General features: G+C 63.6%; 18 protein-coding genes and 2 pseudogenes. 12 read left to right on the top strand and 8 right to left on the bottom strand.

Annotated elements, in window-relative coordinates; all coding sequences use genetic code 11:
• Positions 1 to 303 precede the first annotated feature (303 nt).
• The 7 genes and pseudogenes from C4S73_RS07455 to C4S73_RS07425 all read right to left on the bottom strand — a co-directional run bounded on the left by C4S73_RS07455 (position 304) and on the right by C4S73_RS07425 (position 9,887).
• Positions 304 to 1,681 (bottom strand): annotated as a pseudogene (locus C4S73_RS07455) (transposase).
• 747 nt (positions 1,682 to 2,428) lie between these two features.
• Positions 2,429 to 3,179, bottom strand: a pseudogene (locus C4S73_RS28605) (NAD(P)/FAD-dependent oxidoreductase).
• Between the two features lie 95 nt (positions 3,180 to 3,274).
• Positions 3,275 to 4,090: an NAD-dependent epimerase/dehydratase family protein gene (locus C4S73_RS07445; RefSeq protein ID WP_103871801.1), complete on the bottom strand. Its 816-nt coding sequence runs from the start codon at positions 4,088 to 4,090 to the stop codon at positions 3,275 to 3,277.
• A gap of 116 nt (positions 4,091 to 4,206) precedes the next feature.
• Positions 4,207 to 4,971, bottom strand: a complete 765-nt coding sequence (locus tag C4S73_RS07440; RefSeq protein ID WP_103871800.1) for an HpcH/HpaI aldolase family protein — start codon at positions 4,969 to 4,971, stop codon at positions 4,207 to 4,209.
• Between the two features lie 40 nt (positions 4,972 to 5,011).
• Complete coding sequence (locus C4S73_RS07435; RefSeq protein ID WP_200827946.1) at positions 5,012 to 6,721, bottom strand: hydantoinase B/oxoprolinase family protein; 1,710 nt, start codon at positions 6,719 to 6,721, stop codon at positions 5,012 to 5,014.
• The gene (locus C4S73_RS07430; protein WP_103871799.1) at positions 6,714 to 8,840 is read right to left on the bottom strand and encodes a hydantoinase/oxoprolinase family protein; all 2,127 of its coding nucleotides are present in this window, start codon (positions 8,838 to 8,840) and stop codon (positions 6,714 to 6,716) included. Before C4S73_RS07430 ends, C4S73_RS07435 begins: the two co-directional genes overlap by 8 nt.
• A 129-nt stretch (positions 8,841 to 8,969) precedes the next feature.
• A complete protein-coding gene (locus C4S73_RS07425; RefSeq protein ID WP_103871798.1) occupies positions 8,970 to 9,887 on the bottom strand; it encodes a LysR family transcriptional regulator in 918 nt (305 codons plus the stop codon).
• A 210-nt stretch (positions 9,888 to 10,097) separates the two neighbouring features.
• On the opposite strand from C4S73_RS07425, the gene C4S73_RS07420 reads away from it, so the two are divergent.
• The 3 genes from C4S73_RS07420 (at position 10,098) to C4S73_RS07410 (ending at position 12,992) form a co-directional block, all read left to right on the top strand.
• Positions 10,098 to 11,084: a TRAP transporter substrate-binding protein gene (locus C4S73_RS07420; protein WP_103871797.1), complete on the top strand. Its 987-nt coding sequence runs from the start codon at positions 10,098 to 10,100 to the stop codon at positions 11,082 to 11,084.
• Between the two features lie 71 nt (positions 11,085 to 11,155).
• Positions 11,156 to 11,677 carry a TRAP transporter small permease gene (locus C4S73_RS07415; RefSeq protein ID WP_103871796.1) on the top strand — a complete coding sequence of 174 codons (522 nt, stop codon included), beginning with the start codon at positions 11,156 to 11,158 and terminating at the stop codon, positions 11,675 to 11,677.
• Between the two features lie 10 nt (positions 11,678 to 11,687).
• Positions 11,688 to 12,992: a TRAP transporter large permease gene (locus tag C4S73_RS07410; RefSeq protein ID WP_103871795.1), complete on the top strand. Its 1,305-nt coding sequence runs from the start codon at positions 11,688 to 11,690 to the stop codon at positions 12,990 to 12,992.
• Positions 12,993 to 13,308: 316 nt separating this feature from the next.
• Here the strand turns inward: C4S73_RS07410 and C4S73_RS07405 are convergent, their stop codons facing one another.
• On the bottom strand, positions 13,309 to 13,680 hold the full coding sequence (locus C4S73_RS07405) for a helix-turn-helix transcriptional regulator (RefSeq protein WP_103871794.1): 372 nt from the start codon (positions 13,678 to 13,680) through the stop codon (positions 13,309 to 13,311).
• A gap of 914 nt (positions 13,681 to 14,594) precedes the next feature.
• Between C4S73_RS07405 and paoA the strand changes: the two genes are divergently transcribed.
• From paoA to C4S73_RS07365, 9 genes are all read left to right on the top strand, one after another.
• Positions 14,595 to 15,248: an aldehyde dehydrogenase iron-sulfur subunit PaoA gene (gene paoA / locus C4S73_RS07400; RefSeq protein ID WP_103871793.1), complete on the top strand. Its 654-nt coding sequence runs from the start codon at positions 14,595 to 14,597 to the stop codon at positions 15,246 to 15,248.
• Complete coding sequence (locus C4S73_RS07395) at positions 15,245 to 16,195, top strand: FAD binding domain-containing protein (RefSeq protein ID WP_103871792.1); 951 nt, start codon at positions 15,245 to 15,247, stop codon at positions 16,193 to 16,195. The genes paoA and C4S73_RS07395 overlap by 4 nt, the downstream gene beginning before the upstream one ends.
• Positions 16,196 to 16,198: 3 nt before the next feature.
• A complete protein-coding gene (gene paoC / locus C4S73_RS07390; protein WP_103871791.1) occupies positions 16,199 to 18,406 on the top strand; it encodes an aldehyde oxidoreductase molybdenum-binding subunit PaoC in 2,208 nt (735 codons plus the stop codon).
• 365 nt (positions 18,407 to 18,771) lie between these two features.
• Positions 18,772 to 20,223 (top strand): DUF1236 domain-containing protein, encoded by a 1,452-nt coding sequence (locus tag C4S73_RS07385; RefSeq protein WP_103871790.1) that lies wholly within the window; start codon positions 18,772 to 18,774, stop codon positions 20,221 to 20,223.
• Positions 20,224 to 20,604: 381 nt separating this feature from the next.
• The gene (locus C4S73_RS07380) at positions 20,605 to 21,078 is read left to right on the top strand and encodes an Hsp20 family protein (protein ID WP_103871789.1); all 474 of its coding nucleotides are present in this window, start codon (positions 20,605 to 20,607) and stop codon (positions 21,076 to 21,078) included.
• 63 nt (positions 21,079 to 21,141) lie between these two features.
• Positions 21,142 to 21,483, top strand: a complete 342-nt coding sequence (locus C4S73_RS07375; protein ID WP_342210566.1) for a DUF982 domain-containing protein — start codon at positions 21,142 to 21,144, stop codon at positions 21,481 to 21,483.
• A 336-nt stretch (positions 21,484 to 21,819) separates the two neighbouring features.
• Positions 21,820 to 22,074, top strand: a complete 255-nt coding sequence (locus tag C4S73_RS07370; protein WP_103871787.1) for a hypothetical protein — start codon at positions 21,820 to 21,822, stop codon at positions 22,072 to 22,074.
• Entirely contained in the window at positions 22,074 to 22,208 is a 135-nt protein-coding gene (locus C4S73_RS28885; protein WP_280177577.1) for a hypothetical protein, read from the top strand. The genes C4S73_RS07370 and C4S73_RS28885 overlap by 1 nt, the downstream gene beginning before the upstream one ends.
• Positions 22,209 to 22,322: 114 nt before the next feature.
• On the top strand, positions 22,323 to 22,535 hold the full coding sequence (locus C4S73_RS07365; RefSeq protein ID WP_103871786.1) for a hypothetical protein: 213 nt from the start codon (positions 22,323 to 22,325) through the stop codon (positions 22,533 to 22,535).
• Positions 22,536 to 22,613 lie beyond the last annotated feature (78 nt).

Raw genomic sequence — 22,613 nt, 5'->3', positions numbered from 1 at the left:
AGCGTAGGTTCGGCGGGCTGTTTGCCCTCCGCTGATCAGTACGCGCCAGTCGCCACTCGCCGCTTTTTGTTCCTTCCAAACCGTTTGGTCGATCTGAACCGCGGGATGAGGGCAGTGTGAAGTGCCCTCATCTATGTGTAGGCTGTAGCGTGCCATAGCGTGCAAATCGGCGGGTCCGCTTCGCGCCATCGCGGCCGTTCTGCGCAGGGCCGAACTTCCCAAGGTGGCCGATTTTGTTGAAGAAGTCGGTGTAGGCGCCGTTCGTGAGCAGCACGGGAGGGGTTGTGAGAGGGGCCTTCTCCCTCATGCCGCCAGAGGCGACACTCCCGCGGGCATCAGCTTCGCCATTTTCCTAAGGTTCTGGGCGGTGGCTGCGAGGAGGAACTCGTCGCGGGCCCCACACGGTCCTCGCAATCGTAAGCGGTCGAGTTTGAGGATGCGCTTCAGGTGCGCAAACAGCATCTCGACCTTCTTCCGCTCTCGTCGCGAGGTTACGTAGGCATCGGTGGCGGCGATATCGCGCGCCATGTCGCGGGCGCCTTCGTGGATGGAGCGGAGGATCTTGCGAGCAGGATCTTTCGGACAGCACTTTGGCTTCAGGGAACAGGCGTCGCAGTCGCGCTTGATCGCCCGGTAGCGCATGAGGCCTTCAGGATCGATACCGTCGCGCGGCACCGCGAAGGGCCGGCGGAACTGCCGAAGTTCCTTGCCGTCCGGACAGATGTAGAGATCGCGATCGTGATCATAGGCGAAGTCGGAGCGGCTGAAGGTGCCGTCGCGGCGCCGGGATTTGTCGAACACCGGAATATGCGGCTCGATACCGCGCTCATGCACCAGCCAGGCCAGGTTCTCGGCCGAGCCATAAGCGGCGTCTGCGACCAGCTTCTCAGGCCATGTGCCGAACCTGTCCTGCGTGCGCCCGATCATAGTTCGCGCGGCGCCGACCTCGGCCTGCCGCACGGCCGTGGTCGCTTCGACGTCCATGATGACGGCATGCTTCAGATCGATCAGGTAGTTTGTCGCATAGGCGAAGAAGGCCTGCCCGCCATGGGCGGCCGTCCAGCGCGCGGCAGGATCGGCCGGCGAGATGAATTTGGGCACGACCGGCGTCGCCGCGCCGAAGGCGGCATCGTCCAGCACGGCCAGATACTCGCGCACCGCATGGTTGGCGGCCTCGGGCGCCAACCCGTCCTTGCCGGGCACGCCGTTCTGGCGATTGGCGTCGGCCTTGATCAGGCTGGCATCGACGGCAAACCCCTCGCCCCCAACCAGCCCCTCCGCCATGCAGCGCCTGACCGTGATCTCGAAGACCTCGCGCAGCAAATCGCTGTCGCGGAAGCGACCGTGCCGGTTTCTTTGAGAAGGTGGAATGGTCGGGTACATCCCCCTCCAGGCCGAGCTGGCAAAACCAGCGATAGGCCAGGTTCAGATGGACCTCGTCGCAAAGCCGACGCTCGGAGCGGATGCCGAAGCAGTAGCCGACGATCAGCATTCGGATCATCAGCTCGGGATCGATCGAAGGTCGGCCGGTGTCGCTGTAGAACGGGCGCAAATGCGCCCGAATGCCGGACAGATCGACAAAGCGATCGATGGCGCGCAGCAGATGATCCGCAGGGACGTGCCGTTCCAGGCTGAACTCGTAGAACAGTGCCTCCTGCGCAACCGTCCGCTCGCCCATCATCGCGCTGCCCTCCGCAGCGACGACTGAATCAGAACCTCAAGCTCCCAGCAACACCGACTTTTTCAACACAATCGGCCCTTTGCCGACGTTCGGAACTTCCGCTTCCGGGCGATCAAAAACAACAACCGGCGTCGAGGCCGAAATTGGCCATGGCTGACGTCCAGACCGATCGCTTGTGCGACGATCTGTGAGCGGAAATAGCCTGCGACGGATGCGATGGCGCAAGTTGCGCCGCCTGTTGGTTCAGCAGCGTCCTATGCCGGTACGACAGGTAGATGCGCCAACTGAGCACCGACCTCGTAATAGGCCTCTCTCAGTCCGCGGAATGCCGGGGCGCCCACATCAGATACCGGTAACGGCATCCCCTCAAGGCTCGTTTCGCCAAGAACAAGTCGAGCGAGCTCGCGCCGGAAGACAGTCCCCCGGCGCAATACCGCGCCCGTTGATGCCGATGGCGTTTGCGCCATAGGTGTGAAGCCGCGGCAGACGATCGGGCGTCATGCCGATCTGGCCGTACCATTCGGTCTCGAATTCGACATCACCGAGCTGCGGAAACAGCTTCCTGATATGCCGCTTGGCCCAACCGCGATGGATGCCGAGACCGGTCGATCTGAGAGCACCGACACTTCCGACGATCAGCCTGCCTTCAGCGTCGAGCCGGAAGCCGCTCAGGATGGTTTTGGTGTCCCAGCTCGCTCCGCCGTTCGGCAGGATGGTATTGCGCAGATTGTGGCTGAGCGGCGCCGTCTAGATGTGGAAATAGGGCAGGCGCACCTGCTCCTCGCGGATCATGACTGTCGGGCCGGCCGAATAGGCATCCGTCGCCAGGATCAGCCACTTCGCATTGACGCGGCCGCCGGCGGTCCTGACATGCCACGCCTCGCCGCTGCGCTCGAAGGACGTCACCGCGCTGCGCGTATGGATCGTCGCGCCTTCGCCGATCGCTGCCGCAGCGAGACCACGGACATAGGCAAGCGGCTGGATCGTCCCGGCGCGGCGATCAAACAGCGCCCCCTTATAGCCGACAGCGCCGGTCCTGGCCTGGGTTTCCTCGCTGCTCAGCAATTCGACTTTCGCGCCGAGCCTGGCCCATTGCACCTGCCGCGCCTGAAGCTGGTGCAGACCGCTGGAACCGACCGCAGTGATAGGTACCGCGATGGTCGGCCTGGCACTGCATTCCATACTGCTCCGTCAAGGCGAAGACCTCGCGCGGCGCATTGCCGAGCAACTGGATCAGGCGGTTGCCATAGATCGGCCCGAGCGTCGCAATGAGGTCATCGGGCATCACCCAGAGCCCGGCGTTGACGAAGCCTGAATTGCGGCCGGACGCGCCGAACCCGATCTCGACAGCCTCGACCACAATGGCCGTTCGACCGGCCCTGGCCAGATGTAGAGCGGCTGAAAGTCCGGTGTACCCCGCACCGATGACGACGACGTCGGCAGAGACCCTCCCGCTCAGGACTGTTGTCGGCGGTGCGGAGGTGCTGAAAGCTCCCACAGCCCGTGCGAACGCTTGTCCTCCAGCATTGAAGCGGCTCCATCGTGTCTGATTTCTTAAAAATGCGCGGCGCAGGTCAGCGCCACCTGGTGCCTTCAGCTCTTCGGCTCGTCGTCCGGGTGAGCCATTTCGCAGAATTTTCCGCCGAGATAGCGCCCGGCATTTGATAATGGATCGAGTGCGGGCATTGTCGCCTCGACGCGGGCGCGAAACGGCTCCGAACTGTCCTGCGGTCGATAGCCGAGATGGTTGGCTCCGCCGTTGTCCACGGCCTTTACGGCATTGTCCGAGGTGCCGAAAGAGATCGAGTGGCCGACGAAGGGGGCCGTCAGCGAAGCTGTGACGAGGCGTACGCAATCGGCAAAGGATAGGTAGGACCACAGCATCCGACGGTCGACCGGCTCCGGGAAGGACGAGAAGATCCGCAGGCACGCCGTCTCGATGCCGTACTTGTCCCAGTACAGCCGGCTGAGGCTCTCCACGAACGTCTTGCCGACACCGTAGAGGCAATCGGGACGGACGGGCGCATCGACTGTGATCTGCGCCCCGATCTCATGGAAGCCGATGGCGTGGACCGACGAGGCGTATACGATGCGTTTGACGCCGTGTTTCCGGGCGCCCTCGTAGATGTGGTAGGAGCCGCGGATACTCGAATCGAGGACGATCTGCCACTCCCGCTCGGTCGGCGCGCCGCCGAAATGGACGATTGCGTCACACCCCTCGGTCGCAGCCATCGTGGCTTCCATGTCCGAGAGGTCGAAAATCACCTCTTCTTCATGGGCGGCGAGCGGCCCGAGCGGCTCGCGATCGGCGAGGCGGATGGTCCTGGCGAGCGGCCCAAGGCCGGCGCGAAGCTGCGAACCGAGGCGACCTGCAGCGCCGGTGATCAGGATGCGGTTGTAGTGCGGCATGCAATCCTCGCGTTTGGCGGGCACATCGGACCTGTGCGACGGCGTTTGGGATATCTCGGCCGAACGGCACAACGGCGCATCGTCATCCGCTCGGGGCAGATCGCTACGCCATCGGATCAGCCGCGGACCGTGGCGGCCAGCCTGTCGGCTCCACGCGCAAGAAGAACGGCGTCGGATCCGCAAGCGACGAACGAAAATCCTTCGCTCAAAAGGCTTTTTGCGAAGGCCGGATCGAAGACCAGCGTGCCGACCGCGACGCCGGACTTGATCAGTTTTTGCGCTGCGGGGCGGATCAGCTCCCAGACCGCAGGGTCCGTGGGCTTGCCAAGAAGACCGATATCAGCCGCGATATCGGCAGGACCGAAGAACACGCCGTCCACGCCGGAGACACGACCGATCTCCAGCGACTGCTCGACCGCCGCGCGTGTTTCGACCTGAACGATGACAGCGGTCTCGTCTCCGACCCGACTGAAATAGTCGGTCATCCTGCCGAACGCATTGGCGCGCGTGCAGCCGCTGACGCCACGAATGCCGTGCGGCGGATAGCGTGTCGCAGCTACCGCCGCCTCGGCCTCGGCCGGGGTCTGGACCATCGGGAAAAGCAGTCCTGGCGCACCGAGATCAAGCAGCCGCTTGACCAGGACTGCATCGTTCCAATCCGGCCGCACGATGGGTGTGACCGGATGGGCGGCCAGAACCTGCAGCTGCGCCATCACCGAGTTCAGGTCGTTGGGCGAGTGCTCGGTGTCGATCAGCATCCAGTCGAAACCGGAGCTCGCAACGGACTCCGTAGCGAAGGCGCTGGAAAGGCTGAGCCAGAGCCCGATCTGCGGTTGCCCGCCCCGTATCGACGCGAGGAACCTGTTTGTGGGCAGTTGCATCGCCTTGCTCTCCGTTCAGCAGATTATCGTGCGCGCGAGCCTACCGGGGCAGCTCGCCGCGACGGGCTATGAGCTGCACTTCGGCAACGCGCACATCGGACAGGCCGTATTGAGCGCCAGCGGCCTCGGCGGAGATGTAGCCAAGCGCCAAATCACGCTCGACGCTGCCGATGTCCCGTTCTGCCGCCGCGCCGTAGCCGGCGCCGCCTGGGAAGGCCATCACGACCTTGCGGCCATGCGGCACGAACTGCTTGCCCTTGCCCTTCATCGGCGTGCCGTCATCGAGCTCGATCGTCGTGGGCGCCCCTGCGCCACCACCGCGCCGGCCGCGAGCGGGATGGTGGACGCGGTCGAACATCGCCTGCATGTCGAACTCGTAGCCTTCCCAGGCGCCCACCTCCATGTGCTGGCCGAGGCCGCCGCGCTGCCGGCCATTGCCGCCGGAATCCGGCCGCAGCTCCTTGCGCCAGACGATGACCGGGCCGACCTGCTCAGTCGCCTCGACCGGCATCGTCATGACGCCGGATGGGAAGGCCGTGGCGCTCATGCCGTCGAGCGTCGGGCGCGCGCCTGAGCCGCCCGAATTAAAGGTCAGGACCTCGGCGCGAACGGCGTCCGACGATGCCGGAGCATCGTGACGCGGCCGCAGCGAGACCTGGAAGTTGCACAGGCTTCCCGCGCCTTCCGCCGGGGCGACGCCGGGCAGGATCTTGTCGAGCGCATCGTAGATCGTATCGGGCACCATGTGGCCGATGATGTGGCGCAGCGCGACCGGGGCCGGCCAGACCGCGTTGACAATCGTGTGCTCTGGCGCCGTGATCCGGAACGGCTCAAGCGATGCGGCATTGTTGGGGATCTCGGGCGCGATCGCGCATTTCAGGGCGTAGCAGGTATAGGCCTTGGTGTAGACCAGCGGCACGTTGATGCCGTTCTTGTCGACCCCGGTGGTCCCTGCCCAGTCGCAGAGCACACCGTCCTCTTCGATCGTGATCTTGACGCACAGGTCGATCGGCCGGCTGTAGCCGTCGATCCGCATATGCCCCTCGGCCTGCGCACGCGGCAGCGCCGCGATCTTGTCCAGCGTCGCCTGACGGGAATTGGTCAGGATGAAATCGGAGATGCCGGCGAGATCGGCGAGCTTGAATTCGACCATCATGTCGATCAGGCGGCGATGGCCAATCTCGTTGCAGGTCGCCAGCGCATAGATGTCGCCGACGAGCTGGTCGGGCTCGCGGACGTTACCGCGAATGATCATTTCCAGTGTGTCGTTCACCGCTCCGCGATCGATGAACTTCATGATCGGGATATGCAGGCCTTCCTCATAGACCGAATTGGCATCGGCACCGAAGCCGCGGCCGCCAATATCGACTATGTGCGCGGTGCAGGCGAAAAAGCCGACATGCTTGCCGCCATGAAAGGAGGGGCTGACGACGGTGATGTCATGCAGGTGGCCTGTGCCCTCCCAGGGATTGTTGGTGATGTAGACGTCACCTTCGCAGATGTTGTCGCGCCCGATCCTGCGGATGAAATGCGCGACGGCGTCGGCCATGGCGTTGACATGGCCCGGCGTGCCGGTCACCGCCTGCGCCAGCATCAGGCCCATCTCATTGTAGACGCCGGCCGAGAGATCGCCGGCCTCGCGCACCGAGGTCGAGAACGAGGTCCGGATCAGCGCCTGCGCCTGTTCCTCGACGACCGAGATCAGGCGGTTCCACATCACCTGATAGGCGACTTTCGAAATCTCAGACATGAGCGACCTCCTTCGCGTTCGCCGCGTGAGAGGCGGGTGTGGCTTGCTTCAGGCGGATGTCGATGCAGCCGTCGGTCAGGGTGACCGCCTGGCGACTCGACGGCAGGATGATGGTGGTTTCGTCTTCGGTGATCACGCTGGGACCAGCGACTTCGCTGCCAGTCGGCAGATCGTCACGGCCAAAGGCAGACGCCTCGACGCGTTGGCCGAGGCCGGCGTCGAAGAAGCTGCGCACGGCTCCGGCGGTCGCGGCCTGTGTCTTCCCCAGTGCGGCAACGGCCTCGACCGGTGTCGCGGGGGTATGGGCATTGACGGACCAGACGGTGATCTCCGCTTCGAGCCCGCGCACCGTGCGGCCGAATAGGTTGATATATTCCCGCTCGAAGCGTTGGAGGATGACGGCCGGATCGGCCGCGCGCGCCTCCTGCGAGGTCAGCGTCACCGGAATTTCCCAGCCCTGACCGGCATAGCGCATATAGACCTTGTAATCGGTCAGGATCTCGCCGCTCCAGCCGCAGGAGCGCACCACGCGCGTGGCCTCCTGCTCCATCTCGTCGAAGAGCTTGGTCACGCGCTGCGTGTCGAAGCGCGACAGCCGCATGAACAGGGTCCGATTGGCCTCGAAGCTGAAGGGCGCCCGCAGGAAGCCGATCGCCGAGCCGACGCCGGCGCCGGGCGGCACGAGGCAGCGTGAGATGCCGAGCTTCTCGCAGAGCCTGCCGGCATGCAGGGGGGCGGCGCCGCCGAAGGCGATCATGGTGTAGCCGGACAGGTCCTCGCCGTTCTCGACCGCATGGACACGGGCCGCATTGGCCATGTTCTCGTCGACGACCTCGGCCACGCCCCAGGCACTCTCCTGCGCGTCCATGCCAAGCTTGCCTCCGATCTCGGCGTCCAACGCGCCGGCCGATTCATCGGCGTAGAGCTTGATCGTGCCGGCCGCGAAATTATCGGGGTCGATCTTCCCGAGGACGACGTCGGCATCGGTGACGGCCGGGCGCTTGCCGCCGCGGCCGTAGCAAGCAGGGCCAGGCTCGGAGCCGGCGCTTTCGGGGCCGACGCGGATCTGTTTCATCGAGTCGACATGGGCGAGGCTGCCGCCGCCGGCGCCGATCTCGACCATGTCGATCACCGGGATCGAGATCGGCATGCCCGAGCCCTTTTTGAAGCGGTAGGTCCGGGCCACCTCGAAGACCCGCGCCGTCTTGGGCGTGTAGTTCTTGATGAGGCAGATCTTGGCGGTGGTCCCGCCCATGTCGAAAGACAGGACCTTCTTCAGCCCATGCCGCGCCGCAATGTCGGCGGCGAAGACGGCGCCGCCGGCGGGGCCGGATTCGACAAGACGGACGGGGAACTCGGACGCGCTTTCGAGCGAGATGATGCCGCCGCCCGAATGCATCAGGAAGATCGGGCAAGCCGCGCCTTCCGCCTCGAGCCGGCCCTTGAGGCGGACGAGATAGCTCTTCATCAGCGGCTTGATGTAGGAATTGGCGATCGTCGTGTTGAAGCGCTCATATTCGCGCATCTGCGGCGAGACTTCCGACGACAGCGAGATCATGACGCCGGGCAGCCGCTCCGTCAGCACGTCCTGGATCATGTGCTCATGCGCGTCGTTGACGTAGGAGTGGAGCAGGCCGATGGCGATGCTCTCATAGGCGGCCTCGCCCAATTCGTCGGCGAGCATCTCGACCTCGGAGCGGTCGAGCGGGATCAGTACCTGCCCGCGCGCATCCATCCGTTCCTTGACGGTGTAGCGGCGGTTGCGCGGCAGCAGGGGTTGCGGCAGCGTCATGTTGAGATCGTATTGCTCGAAGCGGCTTTCGGTCCGCATCTCGATCACGTCGCGGAAGCCTTCCGTCGTGATCAGCGCGGTCTTGGCGCCACGGCGCTCGATCAGAGCATTCGTCGCCAGCGTCGTGCCGTGGATGATCTGCACGATCGAGGAGACCGGCACGCCGGCCTTGGAGCAGACCCGGTGCATGCCCTCGATGATCGCGTCTTCCGGCGCGGAATAGGTCGTCAGGACTTTCGTCGAGAAGCGCTGGCCGTCCAGTTCGAGGACGACGTCCGTGAACGTCCCTCCGATATCGACCCCCAGACGGGCCCCGAGAATGGACATGGTTGCTTCGCCTCTGTTGCCTGATCCCCAAAAGGATAGGAAGGCCCTCCGATGCCGTCGAATTATTATTATATATATTATTTGATAGAGAAAATTTATCGACGTAGGAATCGGCCTCTGACCGGTGCGTTAGTGGCTCTTATGCCCGATGAAGTTGCCAAGGTGCTGGTGCGCTGCCTGTTCTCCCGCCAGTTCGGCCGCTCGCTTCAGCAGAAAGCTGGCTGGTGTGTGAGCGTATGAGGCTGTGAAAACCAGGGCGGTTGGCTTCCATTCATAAGGGAATTCGACAAGCTCTCCGCTATCCAGGTACCTGTCCACCAACGTCCGTGACATCGGCGCAATGCCCAGGCCATCGAGGGTCATCTGCAGGCTGGCGGCGAGGCTGCTCGATGGCACGATCCGGACCGGTCTATCGAAGCTGTCGCGGAAGTGCGCCGAGAGTTCGACGAAATGGCGTGTATTGCGCGCATGGGTGAGGATCGTATGCGATGCGAAGGTCGCGATATCGGAGCCGGTAAGTCCCAGACGCGGTGAGGACACCCAAAGATAAGGCACCGAGCCGAGCTCGACATTGGTGATGTTGAAGTTCGAGATCGGGCCGTTCAGCAAGCACAGGTCCAGCGCGCGCGAGACCAACTCCTCGCGCAGGTTGACGGTCAGGTCGACCTTTAGCTCGACATCGATATTGGGGAACACCGCTCGCATGGCGAGCAGATAGGCACGCAGCCAAGTTTGGGCGATCAACTCGGTCACGCCCAGCCGCAGGATGCCAATCTGCTGGTCCGAGCGGATCGACTGCTGCGAGAACTCCTCCGAGGCCTGCAGGACCTTCTCGGCGTGGCTCAGCAGTGTGTGGCCGATTGGGGTCAGCGCGACCGAACCGGATTCGCGATAGAACAGCCTGACGCCGAGCGTGGCTTCGAGCTGGGAGATCCGCACCGAGATATTGGGCTGAGTCGTGTTCAGGCGCTCCGCTGTGCCCCTGAAACTGCCGAGTTTGGCGACCCAAACGAAGCTCTCGAGTTGCTTGAGCGTCCAGTTTGGCATCGCTCTCTCCCAGAGCGCCGCAATGCGGCATGCAAATTTCGAGCCGTGTCGCTACTCAATAAAGAAAATATATCGCACAAACTTCAAAATTCAATTGGATGCTATTGCTGGAACGGGTTGGAGTGTCAAAAGCCGGCAATCGAGCCCAGCTCGGATGCCGTAGCCGAAACCCGAGCGACCAGTCCGTTCGAGGCTAAGAAAGTGGGAACGATGAACCGCAGAGCCCTGATTGCATCCGCCGCCTTCGCGATGAGCGTCGCATTGACCGCGCCCGTGCTCGCCCAGACCAGCTGGACCATGGCATCCGGCTATCCCGAGAGCAGCTTCTTCACCCAGAACATCCGCGAGATGATCAAGGAGATCGAGGAAAAGAGCCGCGGCAAGCTGAAGATTGACCTGCGTTCCAACGACAGTCTGATCAAGCTCGATGCCGTTAAGCGCGCGGTGCAGTCCGGCCAGATCCAGATCGGTGAAATTCGCCTCGGCGTCTATGGCAACGAAGCCGCCATGTACAATCTCGACAACATACCCGGCGTCGCCACGACCTTCGACCAGGCCACCAAGCTGACCGAGGCGCAGGCTCCATTCTTCGATGCCATGTTCAAGAAAAACGGTATGCGTGCCATCACCTATGTCGCCTGGCCGGGACAGGGCTTCTACACCAAGCAGCCGCTCAAGAGCCTCGCCGACCTCAAGAGCCAGAAGCTGCGGATCTATTCCAAGCAGACGCAGATCATGGGCGAGAAGCTCGGCATGGAAGCGCTGATCCTGCCTTTCGCCGAAGTGCCGCAGGCCTTTTCGACCGGCATGATCCAGTCGCTCTGGACCAGCGCCCAGACGGGCACCGACGTTCAGGTCTGGGATTACGTCAAGCACTTCACCTATACCGGCACGATGCACAACAAGAATGCTATCCTCGTCAACGAGCGCGCCTTCCGCGCGCTCGACGATGCCACGCAGAAGGTCGTCGTTGCTGCCGGCGAAACGGCCACGAAGCGCGGCTGGGAATTGGCCAAGAAGGCCAGCCAGGAGCGCGAGGACGTGCTCAAGAGCCACGGCATGACCGTCGCCCAGTCGCCGAAAGACGTGCTCGATGCGATCGAGGCGGCCGGCAAGGGCATGGTGACCGATTGGCTCGGCAGCGCCAGCGCCGAGGAAAAGGTTGTCTACGAGAACTATCGGAAGAGCCTGAACTGATCGCGCCACGTGAAGTACGCCGGGCGCGCCGCGTTGGCGTGCTGTAGTGGGCAAGTTGGAGTGGGATTGTCGTGCTCAGGGCCTTTCTGGATAAGCTCTACGACTGCTGCGGCTATATCGCCGCAGTCTTCATGATCGGTATCGCGATCGCCATCCTGGCGCAGATCCTGTCCCGGATGCGTGGCATCACGCTGGACGCCACCGAGGCTGCGGGGCTCTGCCTCGCCGCTTCGACCTTCTTTGGGCTGGCCCATACCTTCCGGCGCGGCTCACATGTCCGGATCGACCTGATCGTCGGCCGCCTGCCACAGGCGGTCCGGCACAAGGTCGAGATCTTCAACTGCCTGCTGGGCTCCGTCGTCGTCAGCTTTCTCGGCTGGCACGTCGCCGGGCTCTCCATCCAGTCCTACCAATTCAACGATGTCAGCCCCGGACTGCTCGCCATGCCGTTCTGGATTCCTCAGACTGGCGTGGCGGCCGGCATCATTGTCTTCGCCGTGGCGCTGATCGACGAACTGGTCTGGCTCCTGCGCGGTGGCGCTCCCCGCTACCAAGCGCCCGACGAAGTCGGTCTCGACCGGCCCGTGGCCTGAGGACATCACGATGGATCCGATCGTCGTCTCGTCCCTGGTTCTCGCAGGGCTACTGCTGTTCCTGCTCGCCAGCGGCGTCTGGGTGGCGCTGGCGCTTCTCACCGTCGGCATGGTCATGATGGGGCTGTTCACGACTGCCCCGATGGGCTCGCTCGTGGCCTCGACCCTGTGGGATTCGAGCTGGGGCTGGGCTTTGACCTCCCTGCCGCTGTTCATCTGGATGGGCGAGATCCTGTTTCGCTCGAAACTGTCGTCGGACATGTTCCAGGGCCTGGCCCCCTGGGTGTCGCGACTTCCGGGCCGGCTGCTGCATGTCAATGTGCTCGGTTGCGGCATCATGGCGGCCGTCGCCGGCTCCTCGGCCGTCACCTGCGCAACGATCGGGCGCATGAGCGTGCCGGAGCTGGAGCGCCGCAAATATCCGCTCAACATGACGATCGGCACGCTCGCCGGCTCCGGGACGCTCGGCCTGCTGATCCCACCCTCGATCATCATGATCGTCTATGGCGTGACGGCCGAGGTCTCGATCTCGCGGCTTTTCGTCGCCGGCGTTGTGCCTGGACTACTCCTGATGGCGCTTTTCATGGGTTATACGGCGATCTGGAGCCTGCTCAATCCCGACAAAATGCCCCCGGCCGATCCGCCTATCCCGTTCCGCGAAATGATCTATCGGTCGCGGCGCCTGATTCCGGTCGCACTGCTGATCGGCTCAGTCATCGGCTCGATCTATGGCGGCATCGCCACCCCGACTGAAGCCGCGACCATCGGCGTCGTCGGCGCGCTGGTCCTTGCCGTCATCGGCGGTGGCTTCGGCCGGGAGAGCTTCATGGAAAGCCTGATGGCTGCCGTGCGCACCTCCTGCATGATCTCCTTCATCATCGCCTGCGCCGCCTGCCTGACGATCGCGGTCGCCTTCGTCGACATTCCGCGTTCACTCGCGGGCTGGGTCGCGGCGATGCGGCTCTCTCCCTATGCGCTGCTTGCGGTACTCGCCGTCTTCATGCTGATCCTGGGCTGCTTCCTCGAGGGCATCTCGATCATTGTCCTGACGTCGTCGGTGATGCTGCCGATGGTGCAGGCGGCCGGCATCGACCTGCTCTGGTTTGGCATCTTCGTCGTCGTCCTGATCGAGGCGGCGCAGATCACGCCACCGGTCGGGTTCAACCTGTTCGTGCTGCAGAGCATCACGGGCAAGGACATCCTGGCGGTCACGAAGGCCGCGATCCCCTATTTCTTCGTGCTGATGCTGCTGCTGGTCCTGATCACGGTGTTTCCGCAGATCGTGACAGGCCTCCCAAAGATGATGAGCGGTTGAGTCAGGGCAAAGCCGATGATCGGCCGCCCGCGGGTGCCATCTGTGACCGTCGGATTCCCGGCGCGACCCTCCTGGCCGCATTTGGTGCAGAGGTCCGCTTCTTGGCGATGAGCCTAAGTCCGCTGCTGGCGCGTTTCAGTCGGGAAGGAGAGGGCAGTTTTGGCGCAAAGCGGGCGTTTGCCAACGCGGTCCTGTCTCAAGCAGAAATCGACGGCCGCGGCCCGGGATGGGGCAGCGTTCAGGCTTCGCGGAAGCGCTCACGCCAGTTGGCGCTGCTGCCGCGCTTAAATAGCGCGACAGCTTTCAGCTACTCCGGCTAGATGTCCGCGTCCTGCGCCTTCACCGGTCGTGTCTTCCGCTGACCGACATATGGGCCGGGAGCAATCTTCGCGCGCCCGGCCAGACTGGCTTGTCGGCGCTGTTCGAGCCACACCTCGACCTCTTCCAGATCCCACACCACGCAGCGGGGCGTAAGATTGAAGCGGCGCGGGAACTCGCCTCGTTTTTCCATCTCATAGATCGTGCTGTCGGCGAGCGGGACGATCAGCCTGAGTTCATGCCACCTGATGGTTCGCGGCAGACCGCTCAATACCGTTGCGGGGCCGGAGTAGCCCACGGGATCGCTGTCCTCGTCCTCTTGGAGTGGCAGCATCAGGATGCGTACCCCCCTTGGTTTCTTCGTAGTCATTGTCTGTCCTCGGTTATAGTGGGAAGGAGGACGGATATCGGGCTTGCGTTGGCGGGCTCGCAAAGAAGCCTTCGCGGGAGTAGGGCATCGTTCCCAAGGGCAGGGCGGGATGATACAAAGTCTCGGACGATAGGCTTGAGAATCCGAGCTTTCATATCGAACATCAGCCTCGCTGGCGATCCGACCGAGATCCTGGATGAGTGCGTGATGTGCGCTGGGTGACGGTACTTTTCGAGGTCGGTCACGTTAGTTGCAGAGCCGCCGTGAGGGGCATAAATCGCCCGATCGATCCCGATAGTTGGTGAAACGTCAGAAATTTTTTGCGGGAATTTTCCCTTTAATATCAATACCGTAGTTTTTTAGCGGCCCGAGCGTCGGCTTTTCAAGCTGAAAACAAGAAAAAACCCTGCTAGATCAATCATCTAGCAGGGTGAAAAGCAATAGAGTGGGAATGATTTTTGCCGATCCTGATGTATCCGAACCCACGCTACTACACGGCATAAGTCACTGAAAACAAAAATAAATAATTCCAAAGACATTCAGTAGCTATCGGCGCGCAGAGATTGGCTCTGCTGGCCCGTCTGACGGGTCCCCGGGATATTGTCCGGTCTGATTTTTTGAAAGTACCGTCACGGTCAATGAGGCTCGTGACGGCTTGGACCAGCTCTGAGCGACAGCGGCCGCGCGTGTGAGGGCTGTGCGTTCAGGCAGTGGCGGGGTTCGGCTCGGCCGCGGCGGCCACGCTTCCCGCGTTGATGGCCTCCGACCAAAGCAACCGAACTCGTGAACGGCTTTCAAATGAAAAGCCGCGCCCCGCCCGCGATTGAAGGTGGGGGCGGAACCATCGTTCGATGGCTTAGTTCTTTGCCGAAGTGTCCAGCCACCGCGGTCAGCGCCAGGGATTGGAACGTCACATGCAAAATCGCGGTGACCACGAGATAAGACGGCGGGACCTCCTCATTGCCGGAGCCGCTTCTGCGGCGCTTGGGGTTCCCCAACTGGCACAGGCCCAAACTGCTGCTACTGCCGGGAGGTCGACGATGCCTGACCAGCCCACCATGTCGGACGTTTCGATGCTCGTGAACGGTGAGACACGCAAACTCAGGCTTGACGTTCGTACCACCTTGCTCGACGCACTCCGAGAGCATCTTCACCTCACCGGAACCAAGAAGGGCTGCGATCACGGCCAGTGCGGCGCCTGCACGGTGATCGTCGCGGGCCGCCGGATCAATTCCTGCCTCACGCTGGCGGTGATGCACGAAGGCGACAGCGTCACAACGATCGAGGGGTTGGGTACGCCCGAGAACCTCCATCCGATGCAGGCCGCCTTCGTGAAGCACGATGGCTATCAATGCGGCTATTGCACGCCGGGCCAGATCTGCTCGGCGGTCGCCATGCTCGACGAGATCAAGGCCGGCACTCCCAGCCATGTCAGCGCGGATCTGATGGCGCAGCCGCAACTGACGGCCATGGAGCTCCGGGAGCGCATGAGCGGCAACATCTGCCGCTGCGCCGCCTATCCCAACATCATCGACGCCATAAGCGAGGTGGCGGGGAGGAAGACATGAAGTCCTTCGCCTACGAACGCGCAGCCTCACCAGCCGAAGCGGTTGCCGCCGCCACACGAGCGGAGGGCGCCAAATTCATTGCCGGGGGCACGAACCTGCTCGATCTGATGAAGCTCGAGATCGAGGCGCCGACCCATCTGATCGATGTGAACGGGCTCGCCTTCGACAAGATCGAAGCCACGCCCGATGGCGGCTTGCGCATCGGCGCCCTGGTGCGCAATACCGATCTCGCTGCCGATGAGCGCGTGCGGCGCGACTATCCGCTGCTCTCGCGCGCTCTGCTTGCCGGCGCCTCGGGCCAATTGCGCAACAAGGCAACGACCGCGGGCAACCTCCTCCAGCGCACGCGTTGCCCGTATTTCTACGACACCAACCAGCCGTGCAACAAACGCCAACCCGGCAGCGGCTGTTCGGCTATCGGCGGATTCACGCGCAATCACGCTATTCTTGGCACCAGCGATGCCTGCATCGCGACGCATCCGAGCGACATGGCCGTGGCCATGCGCGCGCTCGACGCGACGGTGGAGACGCTGCGCGCGGACGGCGGGACGCGGAGCATCCCGATCGCCGAGTTCTACCGACCGCCCGGCGACACGCCCCAGATCGAGACCATGCTTATGCCGGGAGAGCTGATCACCGCCGTCACCTTGCCGGAGCCGGTCGGCGGCAGGCAGATCTATCGGAAGGTCCGCGATCGCGCCTCCTACGCCTTTGCACTGGTTTCGGTTGGCGCAATCGTCCAGAGCGACGGCAGCGGGCGCGTGGCGCTCGGCGGCGTGGCGCACAAGCCCTGGCGCGTCGAGGCGGCGGACACCGCGTTACTGCGCGGCGCGAAGGCTGCCGCCGCACAGCTCCTCGCCAGCGCAACCCCGACCCATCAGAACGCATTCAAGCTGCCGCTGATCGAACGCACCCTCAGTGCCGTTCTCTCAGAGGCGAGGGGATGAAACATGAGGTTCGACACCCCTGCGACCACCAATCCGATCGACCAGCTCAGGGTCATCGGCCAGCCCATCAGCCGGATCGACGGCCCGCTCAAGACGACGGGCACGGCGCCATACGCCTATGAACGCCACGATGTCGTGCCTAACCAAGCCTATGGCTATGTCGTGGGCGCAGCAATCGCAAAGGGGCGGATCGCCTCGATCGACCTCGCGCAAGCGCAGGCCGCGCCCGGCGTGCTCGCGATTGTCACGGCGGAGAATGCCGGCAAGCTAGGTAAGGGTGGCCGGAACACCGCGACCCTGCTCGGCGGCCCGGCTATTGAGCATTATCATCAGGCGGTTGCGCTCGTCGTCGCGGAGACCTTCGAGCAGGCGCGCGCTGCCGCCAGTCTGGTCCGCGTGGATTACACGCGCACTGAGGGTGCCTTCGATCTCGCCGCGGCCAGGAACTCGGCCGGCACGCCCAAATCGGGCTTCGGCGGCCCTCCCGATACGTCCGTCGGTGATTTCGCCAAGGCCTTTGCTGCGGCGCCAGTCCAGCTCGACGAGACCTACACGACGCCCGATCAATCGCACGCGATGATGGAGCCGCATGCCACGATCGCCGCCTGGGACGGGGAGAGGCTCACGGTCTGGACCTCCAACCAGATGATCGCCTGGGCGGCCGGCGACCTTGCCAAGACGCTCGGCATCTCCAGGGACAAGGTCCGCGTCATGTCGCCCTTCATCGGCGGTGGCTTCGGCGGCAAGTTGTTCCTGCGCGCCGACGTCGTACTCGCGGCCCTTGGCGCCCGAGCGGCGGGACGACCGGTCAAGGTCGCCTTGACGCGTCCGCTCATGGCCAACAACACGACGCACCGGCCGGCAACGATCCAGCGCATCCGCATCGGTGCCACAGGCGACGGCAAGATCACCGCGCTCGGTCATGAGAGCTGGTCCGGCGACTTGCCGGGCGGCGGCCCGGAGGAAGCCGTGAATCAGACGCGCCTGCTCTATGCCGCGGCCAACCGGATGACCGCGATGCGGCTCGCCGTGCTCGACCTCGCCGAAGGAAACGCGATGCGCGCACCGGGCGAGGCATCAGGGATGATGGCGCTCGAGATCGCCATCGACGAGATGGCGGAGAAGCTCGGGCTGGATCCGGTCGAGTTCCGGATCCGCAACGACACGCAGGTCGACCCGGAACAGCCGGAGCGGCCGTTCTCGCAGCGCCGCCTGATCGAATGCCTGCGCACCGGCGCTGAGCGCTTCGGCTGGAACAAGCGCCAGGCGCAGCCCGGGCGCATGCTCGATGGAAACATCCTCGTCGGGATGGGCGTCGCCGCGGCCTTCCGCAACAACCTGCTGACGAAGTCGGCCGCGCGCATCCGGCTCGACGGCAGCGGCATGGTGACGGTCGAGACCGACATGACGGATATCGGCACCGGCAGCTACACCATCATCGCTCAGACCGCGGCGGAGATGATGGGCTTGCCCATCGAGAAGGTGGCGGTCCGCCTCGGGGATTCGACCTTTCCGGTCTCTTGCGGCTCGGGCGGGCAATGGGGCGGCAACAATTCGACGGCGGGCGTCTATGCCGCCTGCGTCAAGCTCCGCGAGGCGGTTGCCCAGAAGCTCGGCTTCAATTCCGCCGAAGCCGTCTTCGCGGACGGTCAGGTCCGCCTGGGTAATCGCAGCGTGTCGCTTGCCGAAGCCGCTGGTGCCGAGGGGCTTCTTGCCGAGGACGGCATCGAATATGGCGACCTCGACAAGAAGTACCAGCAATCGACCTTCGGCGCGCATTTCGTCGAGGTCGGCGTCGATGCCGCCACCGGCGAGACCCGGGTCAGGCGCATGCTCGCGGCCTGCGCCTGCGGCCGCATCCTCAATCCGAAGACGGCGCGCAGCCAGTTAATCGGTGCGATGACCATGGGCGTCGGCGCGGCGCTGACGGAGGAGCTGGTGGTGGACAAGCGCACAGGCTTCTTCGTCAATCACGACCTCGCCAGCTACGAGGTACCGGTTCATGCCGACATCCCGCATCAGGATGTGGTCTTCCTCGACGAGGTAGACCCGATCTCCTCGCCAATGAAGGCCAAAGGTGTCGCCGAGCTCGGAATCTGCGGGGTCGCGGCCGCGGTTGCCAACGCGATCTACAACGCCACGGGTGTGCGTGTGCGCGACTACCCGATCACGCTGGACAAGCTCATCGAGCGGCTTCCGAACATGCAGTGATCACGTCGACGCATCGGCGACATCGATGCGGGAGAGACTGGGCTAAAATCGGCTGACGAGCCGACATGCATCAGCCTGGGTCGATGCCTTTTAGAAAACCGTCCAGCTCTCGCCGGACAGCCTCAGGTTGCTCCTCTGGCGAGTAGTGCGCCCCGCTCCGGATCGTGGCCGGGAGATGCCTCAGGTGGAGCTGTCTCGATAGGGGCTGCGTCAGCGTTCCGCGCTAGGTGCAAGGAGTCTGTGCTTTGCCGGGCCGCGCGTCGGCCTGGCGCCACCAAGGCATTGGAACAACCGCACGGCCAAGGAGGTTACGGCTGCAGCCGGGGGTCAACACTTAGCCGTCGAAACAACAGGGAGTAGTTCCCATGAAACGATTTGCAGGAGTCGCGGCGATCGCCTTTGCCGCGCATTCAGGACTGGCATGGGCGCAGCCCGCCATTGTCGGTCCGCAGGACGAGATGCCCCGCAGCCGCACGGAACGACCGGCACAGGGCGATGTCGGGCCGCGTTCGCCCTCAGGTAGCGAGCGTGGCGCGCCGCAACGCCCCGACGAGCCGCGGGAGCGGCGCGGGGTCCAGACCGAGGAGCCGCGCGGTCCCGAACCCCAGAGAGGCCAGGTCCAGCGCCGCGAAGGCCAGCAGCCCCAACGGGAGCAATTGACGCAGCCGTCGGAGCCGCGCGCTCCGCAGGAGAGGGGGCAAACTCAAGAGCGCGGTCAGGCCCAGCGGCAGGACGAACGGAATGACCGCAGGGGCTCCGATCAGGCTCAGCCGAACACCCGCATGCCCGGCTCGCCCGAAACCGCGCAGCCTCAGCAGCGGGACGGACGCCCAGCCACACCGAACACGGCACGGCCGGCGCCAGGCCAGCAGGATCAGGACCGGCCTAGCTCGACGGCGCAACGCCCGACCGGGGCGGCACCTGGCACCGCCAGTCCTCAGCCTGCCGAAAACCGCGCCTCGCCAGGAAACAACCAGAACGCCGACCGGGCACGCACTGATGCCGACAATCAACGCATCGCCGATACGGTGCGCGAGCGCGTGGAGCGCAACGAGATCCGCCCGGCGCAGAATCTCGGCGTCTCCGTCTCGGTCGGTGCGCAGTTGCCCTCCCGCGTCCAGCTCCAGCCTCTGCCCGGCGACATTGCCGCGATCAGGCCGCAATATCGCGACTATCGCTTCACGGTCTCGGACCGGGAGATCGTCATCGTGGATCCGCGCAGCCGGCGGATCGTCGAGGTGATCCATCGCGACGGCGGAAGGGCCGGCAACGTCGACATTTACGCCGCTTTCGAGCATCGGCGCGATGTCAGGCGTTGGCGCCGGCCATCCACGGTCGTCTTCGAGGAGGGCGTCATCCTGCCGACGAGCGCACCGTTCTACGATCTGCCGGTCGAGGTGATCGAACGCCATCCGAACTGGCGCGGCTATCAGTATGTCATGACGGACAGCGACGAAATCGCGATTGTCGAGCCGAGGACGCACCGCATCGTCGAGGTCGTGGACAAGAGCGCGGCCCGTTCGGCCGCCGCGACCCCAGCCGTCACCGGCTCGGTGGCAAGCCCGTCGCAGCAGAACCTGGCCGGAGACCGTCACGAGATCGCCCGGATCATCCTCGGTGAGGCCAGACCCGGCCAAATCCAGGGGATCGACGGCTTGCGGGGCGCCGTGCTGCCGAGCCAGATCACGCTGCATCCGTTGCCTGCCGAGGTGGAGCAGCGGGACCAGCAGCTTCGCGGCTATCACTATACGCTGATCGGCGACGACGTGCTCATTGTCGATCCGCAGAGCCGCCAGGTGATCGACGTCATCGAATAAGGCTCGCCAGGGATGCAGCGATTGACGGTGAAGTCCGGTCGATTGCTGCATCCCGTCGGCGCGTTGACGAGACTGGCCAAGCAGATCCGGAAGCGCGCTCGATTTTGAAGGGCCCGGATCATGCAAGTCCAAGCAGCGCCCGGGAGAGCCGCCCTTCAACCGGAACAATTGGAGCTTGTTCCGACCAAAAGCAGATTTGCCGGTCCCGATTGCCCGCTGACGAAACCCAAAAAACTCTCAAAAAAATATGCGACGGGGCTTGCGGGCAAAAGGGTGGTTTCTAAATCTTCTCTCGCCAGCTGCTGTTGAGGGGCTGGCTTGGCGGGAGGCGACCTCTCGGCGCCCCTGCTTCCATGTTGCTCATGATTGGAGGATGTGGCGATGCGCACTGCTATTGATTTTTCACCCCTTTTCCGGTCGAGCGTGGGCTTTGACCGCGTGTTGAATTTGCTGGAAAGCGCCAGCCGTATCGATGCAGCGGAGGGTTGGCCGCCCTACGACATCATTCGCGTCGGCGACGAGAGTTATCGCATCACAATGGCCGTGGCAGGTTTCGGGGCCGATGAGATTTCAATCGTTCATGAGCCGAATTTGCTGGTCATTTCCGGGAAGAAGACGGAAGAGCCCAACACCCAGTATCTCCATCACGGCATCTCGATGCGCGAGTTCAAGCGGCAATTCGAACTGGCCGACCATGTGAAAGTGACCCGTGCGGATCTCGCCGACGGCCTTTTGACGGTGGATCTTGAACGCGAGGTTCCCGAAAATCTCAAGCCTCGAATGATTGAGATAAGCTCGGATACCCCGCCCGATAGCGGCAAGCGGATCGGAGAAGGCAAGTCCTCGGCTGCTTGAGCGGCCTGACGACTGCACCTCGTTTTAAATCCTAAACGAGCCGCTGGTCGCGGCACCGAACCCATGTCGCTTTGGAACCCATGTGCTTTTTGGGAGGATATAGCTATGGCCCCATCTTTGGATCAGTTCGAACGTCCCGTTGTTATCATGAGCTGCTTTGGCGTTGCGACCGCCATATCGTCGGCAATGGAAGCGTACATGTTTCTCACCGACTGGCCTGTCTCGCAGCGCGACCCGGCGTATAGCTTGGCCCTGAACGGCTGCTTAGCAGCAATGCGGGGTCAGATAGACACTGAGACAGCTCGCGGGCTCTTTTGTTCGTGGGCAGAGCGTCGCGACATCCTCGCGTCCGAGGTCGCGACTTTCGTGCACAGCCGACGCGGCACTTCGCACGGCGCTCTTTAATTTAAAGTAGGCCGCCGCTCCGGGAGGAACGGCGGCCGACGGCATCCTTCCAAGTACTTTACGATGTGGCGACCGGACAGTCATTCAGACCCGCAGGCAACGCCCGGAGTCCTGTTACTTCAAGATCGCGATGATCTGCTCTTCCCGAGAGGCGGCTGCGCTTCATCTTCTGGTTCTCCCAATCGGCCAGAACGAACTTCAAACCGGACTAGAACCGAGGGGCAACGTCTTCGACGACGTCAGAATCGAATTGTGCGAGCAGCCCGGCGGACATCGATTGCGTTTCATTAAATGAGAACGTAATGAGAACAATAGAGCCGGCCCGGGAGTCAAGCCATGGCGAACGTCGAGACGTTCTTCCTCCAACCTTTCAAGACGCATCGCAAGCGGCTGGTGCCGGGTCAGCGCGTGCCGGCGAAGACAATGCGCCAAGCGTTGAGCGACGGCGAGCGGCTGGGGCGCACCGCCGAAGGAGTCGCGGTCATCCACGTTACGGCGGACGACGAGACCGGCGAGGTCAGCGCGCTTGAGGTGCTCGCCCGCCATGGCGCAATCCCGGAGGAGTTCGAAGAGCAGATTCGGGCGCTCTGATGCTGACGCTTCGCCGTCAGGACAGCCGGCAGATCCCGGAATGGGATCGCGCCAAATTCTGGTCGGTTTTGGATGCCCAATTCGGGCGCTGGCGCAGGCAGAAGGCAGGAACCGAACCGGGCGGATTGGGTTGAAGCGCCAGGTGGCGGCCTTGCCGAAGGTGAGGATCGAGGCCGAGTTGGTGCCAGCGCATCGTGGAGGGCATCGCGGAGCTCGCCGGGATGCCTCGAGGAGACTAGGGGGACACAATGGCCAGTAAGAAGCAGGCAGTCAGAGTGGCTGTTTTGGACGTCAGGCAGATCACAGTCAGCGGTGATGGCCTCGTGGAAGCTGAAATCGGCCTGGAGTTGGAAGGCAGTACCAATTTGGATTTGCGGCTCGCGCCGGTCGTGCTGGCGAAGCTCGAGGCCATGCTGGCAAAGGCGAGTGTCGAGCAGGCCAAGCACCAGCCAGTGCATTAACCCACTAAGCGTGGACATCTCAGCGAAGAGTTATCCATGCCGGCGGAAGAGTTATCCATGCCGGCGCGTGGTCACTGG

Origin of the sequence: Allobosea lathyri (assembly GCF_900108245.1) — a bacterium.
GTDB lineage: Bacteria > Pseudomonadota > Alphaproteobacteria > Rhizobiales > Beijerinckiaceae > Allobosea > Allobosea lathyri.
Note: the sequence above shows the minus strand (reverse complement) of the source record. Positions and strands in the feature narration are given on the sequence as shown.

What these genes read in the sequence shown, in the direction of transcription:
- C4S73_RS07395 (WP_103871792.1), top strand. Translation starts at nt 15,245, where the DNA reads ATGAAGTCCTTCGCCTACGAACGCGCAGCCTCACCAGCCGAAGCGGTT.
- paoC (WP_103871791.1), top strand. Translation starts at nt 16,199, where the DNA reads ATGAGGTTCGACACCCCTGCGACCACCAATCCGATCGACCAGCTCAGG.
- C4S73_RS07410 (WP_103871795.1), top strand. Translation starts at nt 11,688, where the DNA reads ATGGATCCGATCGTCGTCTCGTCCCTGGTTCTCGCAGGGCTACTGCTG.
- paoA (WP_103871793.1), top strand. Translation starts at nt 14,595, where the DNA reads ATGCAAAATCGCGGTGACCACGAGATAAGACGGCGGGACCTCCTCATT.
- C4S73_RS07380 (WP_103871789.1), top strand. Translation starts at nt 20,605, where the DNA reads ATGCGCACTGCTATTGATTTTTCACCCCTTTTCCGGTCGAGCGTGGGC.
- C4S73_RS07425 (WP_103871798.1), bottom strand. Translation starts at nt 9,887, where the DNA reads ATGCCAAACTGGACGCTCAAGCAACTCGAGAGCTTCGTTTGGGTCGCC.
- C4S73_RS07370 (WP_103871787.1), top strand. Translation starts at nt 21,820, where the DNA reads ATGGCGAACGTCGAGACGTTCTTCCTCCAACCTTTCAAGACGCATCGC.
- C4S73_RS28885 (WP_280177577.1), top strand. Translation starts at nt 22,074, where the DNA reads ATGCTGACGCTTCGCCGTCAGGACAGCCGGCAGATCCCGGAATGGGAT.
- C4S73_RS07445 (WP_103871801.1), bottom strand. Translation starts at nt 4,090, where the DNA reads ATGCCGCACTACAACCGCATCCTGATCACCGGCGCTGCAGGTCGCCTC.
- C4S73_RS07385 (WP_103871790.1), top strand. Translation starts at nt 18,772, where the DNA reads ATGAAACGATTTGCAGGAGTCGCGGCGATCGCCTTTGCCGCGCATTCA.
- C4S73_RS07405 (WP_103871794.1), bottom strand. Translation starts at nt 13,680, where the DNA reads ATGACTACGAAGAAACCAAGGGGGGTACGCATCCTGATGCTGCCACTC.
- C4S73_RS07435 (WP_200827946.1), bottom strand. Translation starts at nt 6,721, where the DNA reads ATGTCTGAGATTTCGAAAGTCGCCTATCAGGTGATGTGGAACCGCCTG.
- C4S73_RS07420 (WP_103871797.1), top strand. Translation starts at nt 10,098, where the DNA reads ATGAACCGCAGAGCCCTGATTGCATCCGCCGCCTTCGCGATGAGCGTC.
- C4S73_RS07365 (WP_103871786.1), top strand. Translation starts at nt 22,323, where the DNA reads ATGGCCAGTAAGAAGCAGGCAGTCAGAGTGGCTGTTTTGGACGTCAGG.
- C4S73_RS07375 (WP_342210566.1), top strand. Translation starts at nt 21,142, where the DNA reads ATGTCGCTTTGGAACCCATGTGCTTTTTGGGAGGATATAGCTATGGCC.
- C4S73_RS07440 (WP_103871800.1), bottom strand. Translation starts at nt 4,971, where the DNA reads ATGCAACTGCCCACAAACAGGTTCCTCGCGTCGATACGGGGCGGGCAA.
- C4S73_RS07430 (WP_103871799.1), bottom strand. Translation starts at nt 8,840, where the DNA reads ATGTCCATTCTCGGGGCCCGTCTGGGGGTCGATATCGGAGGGACGTTC.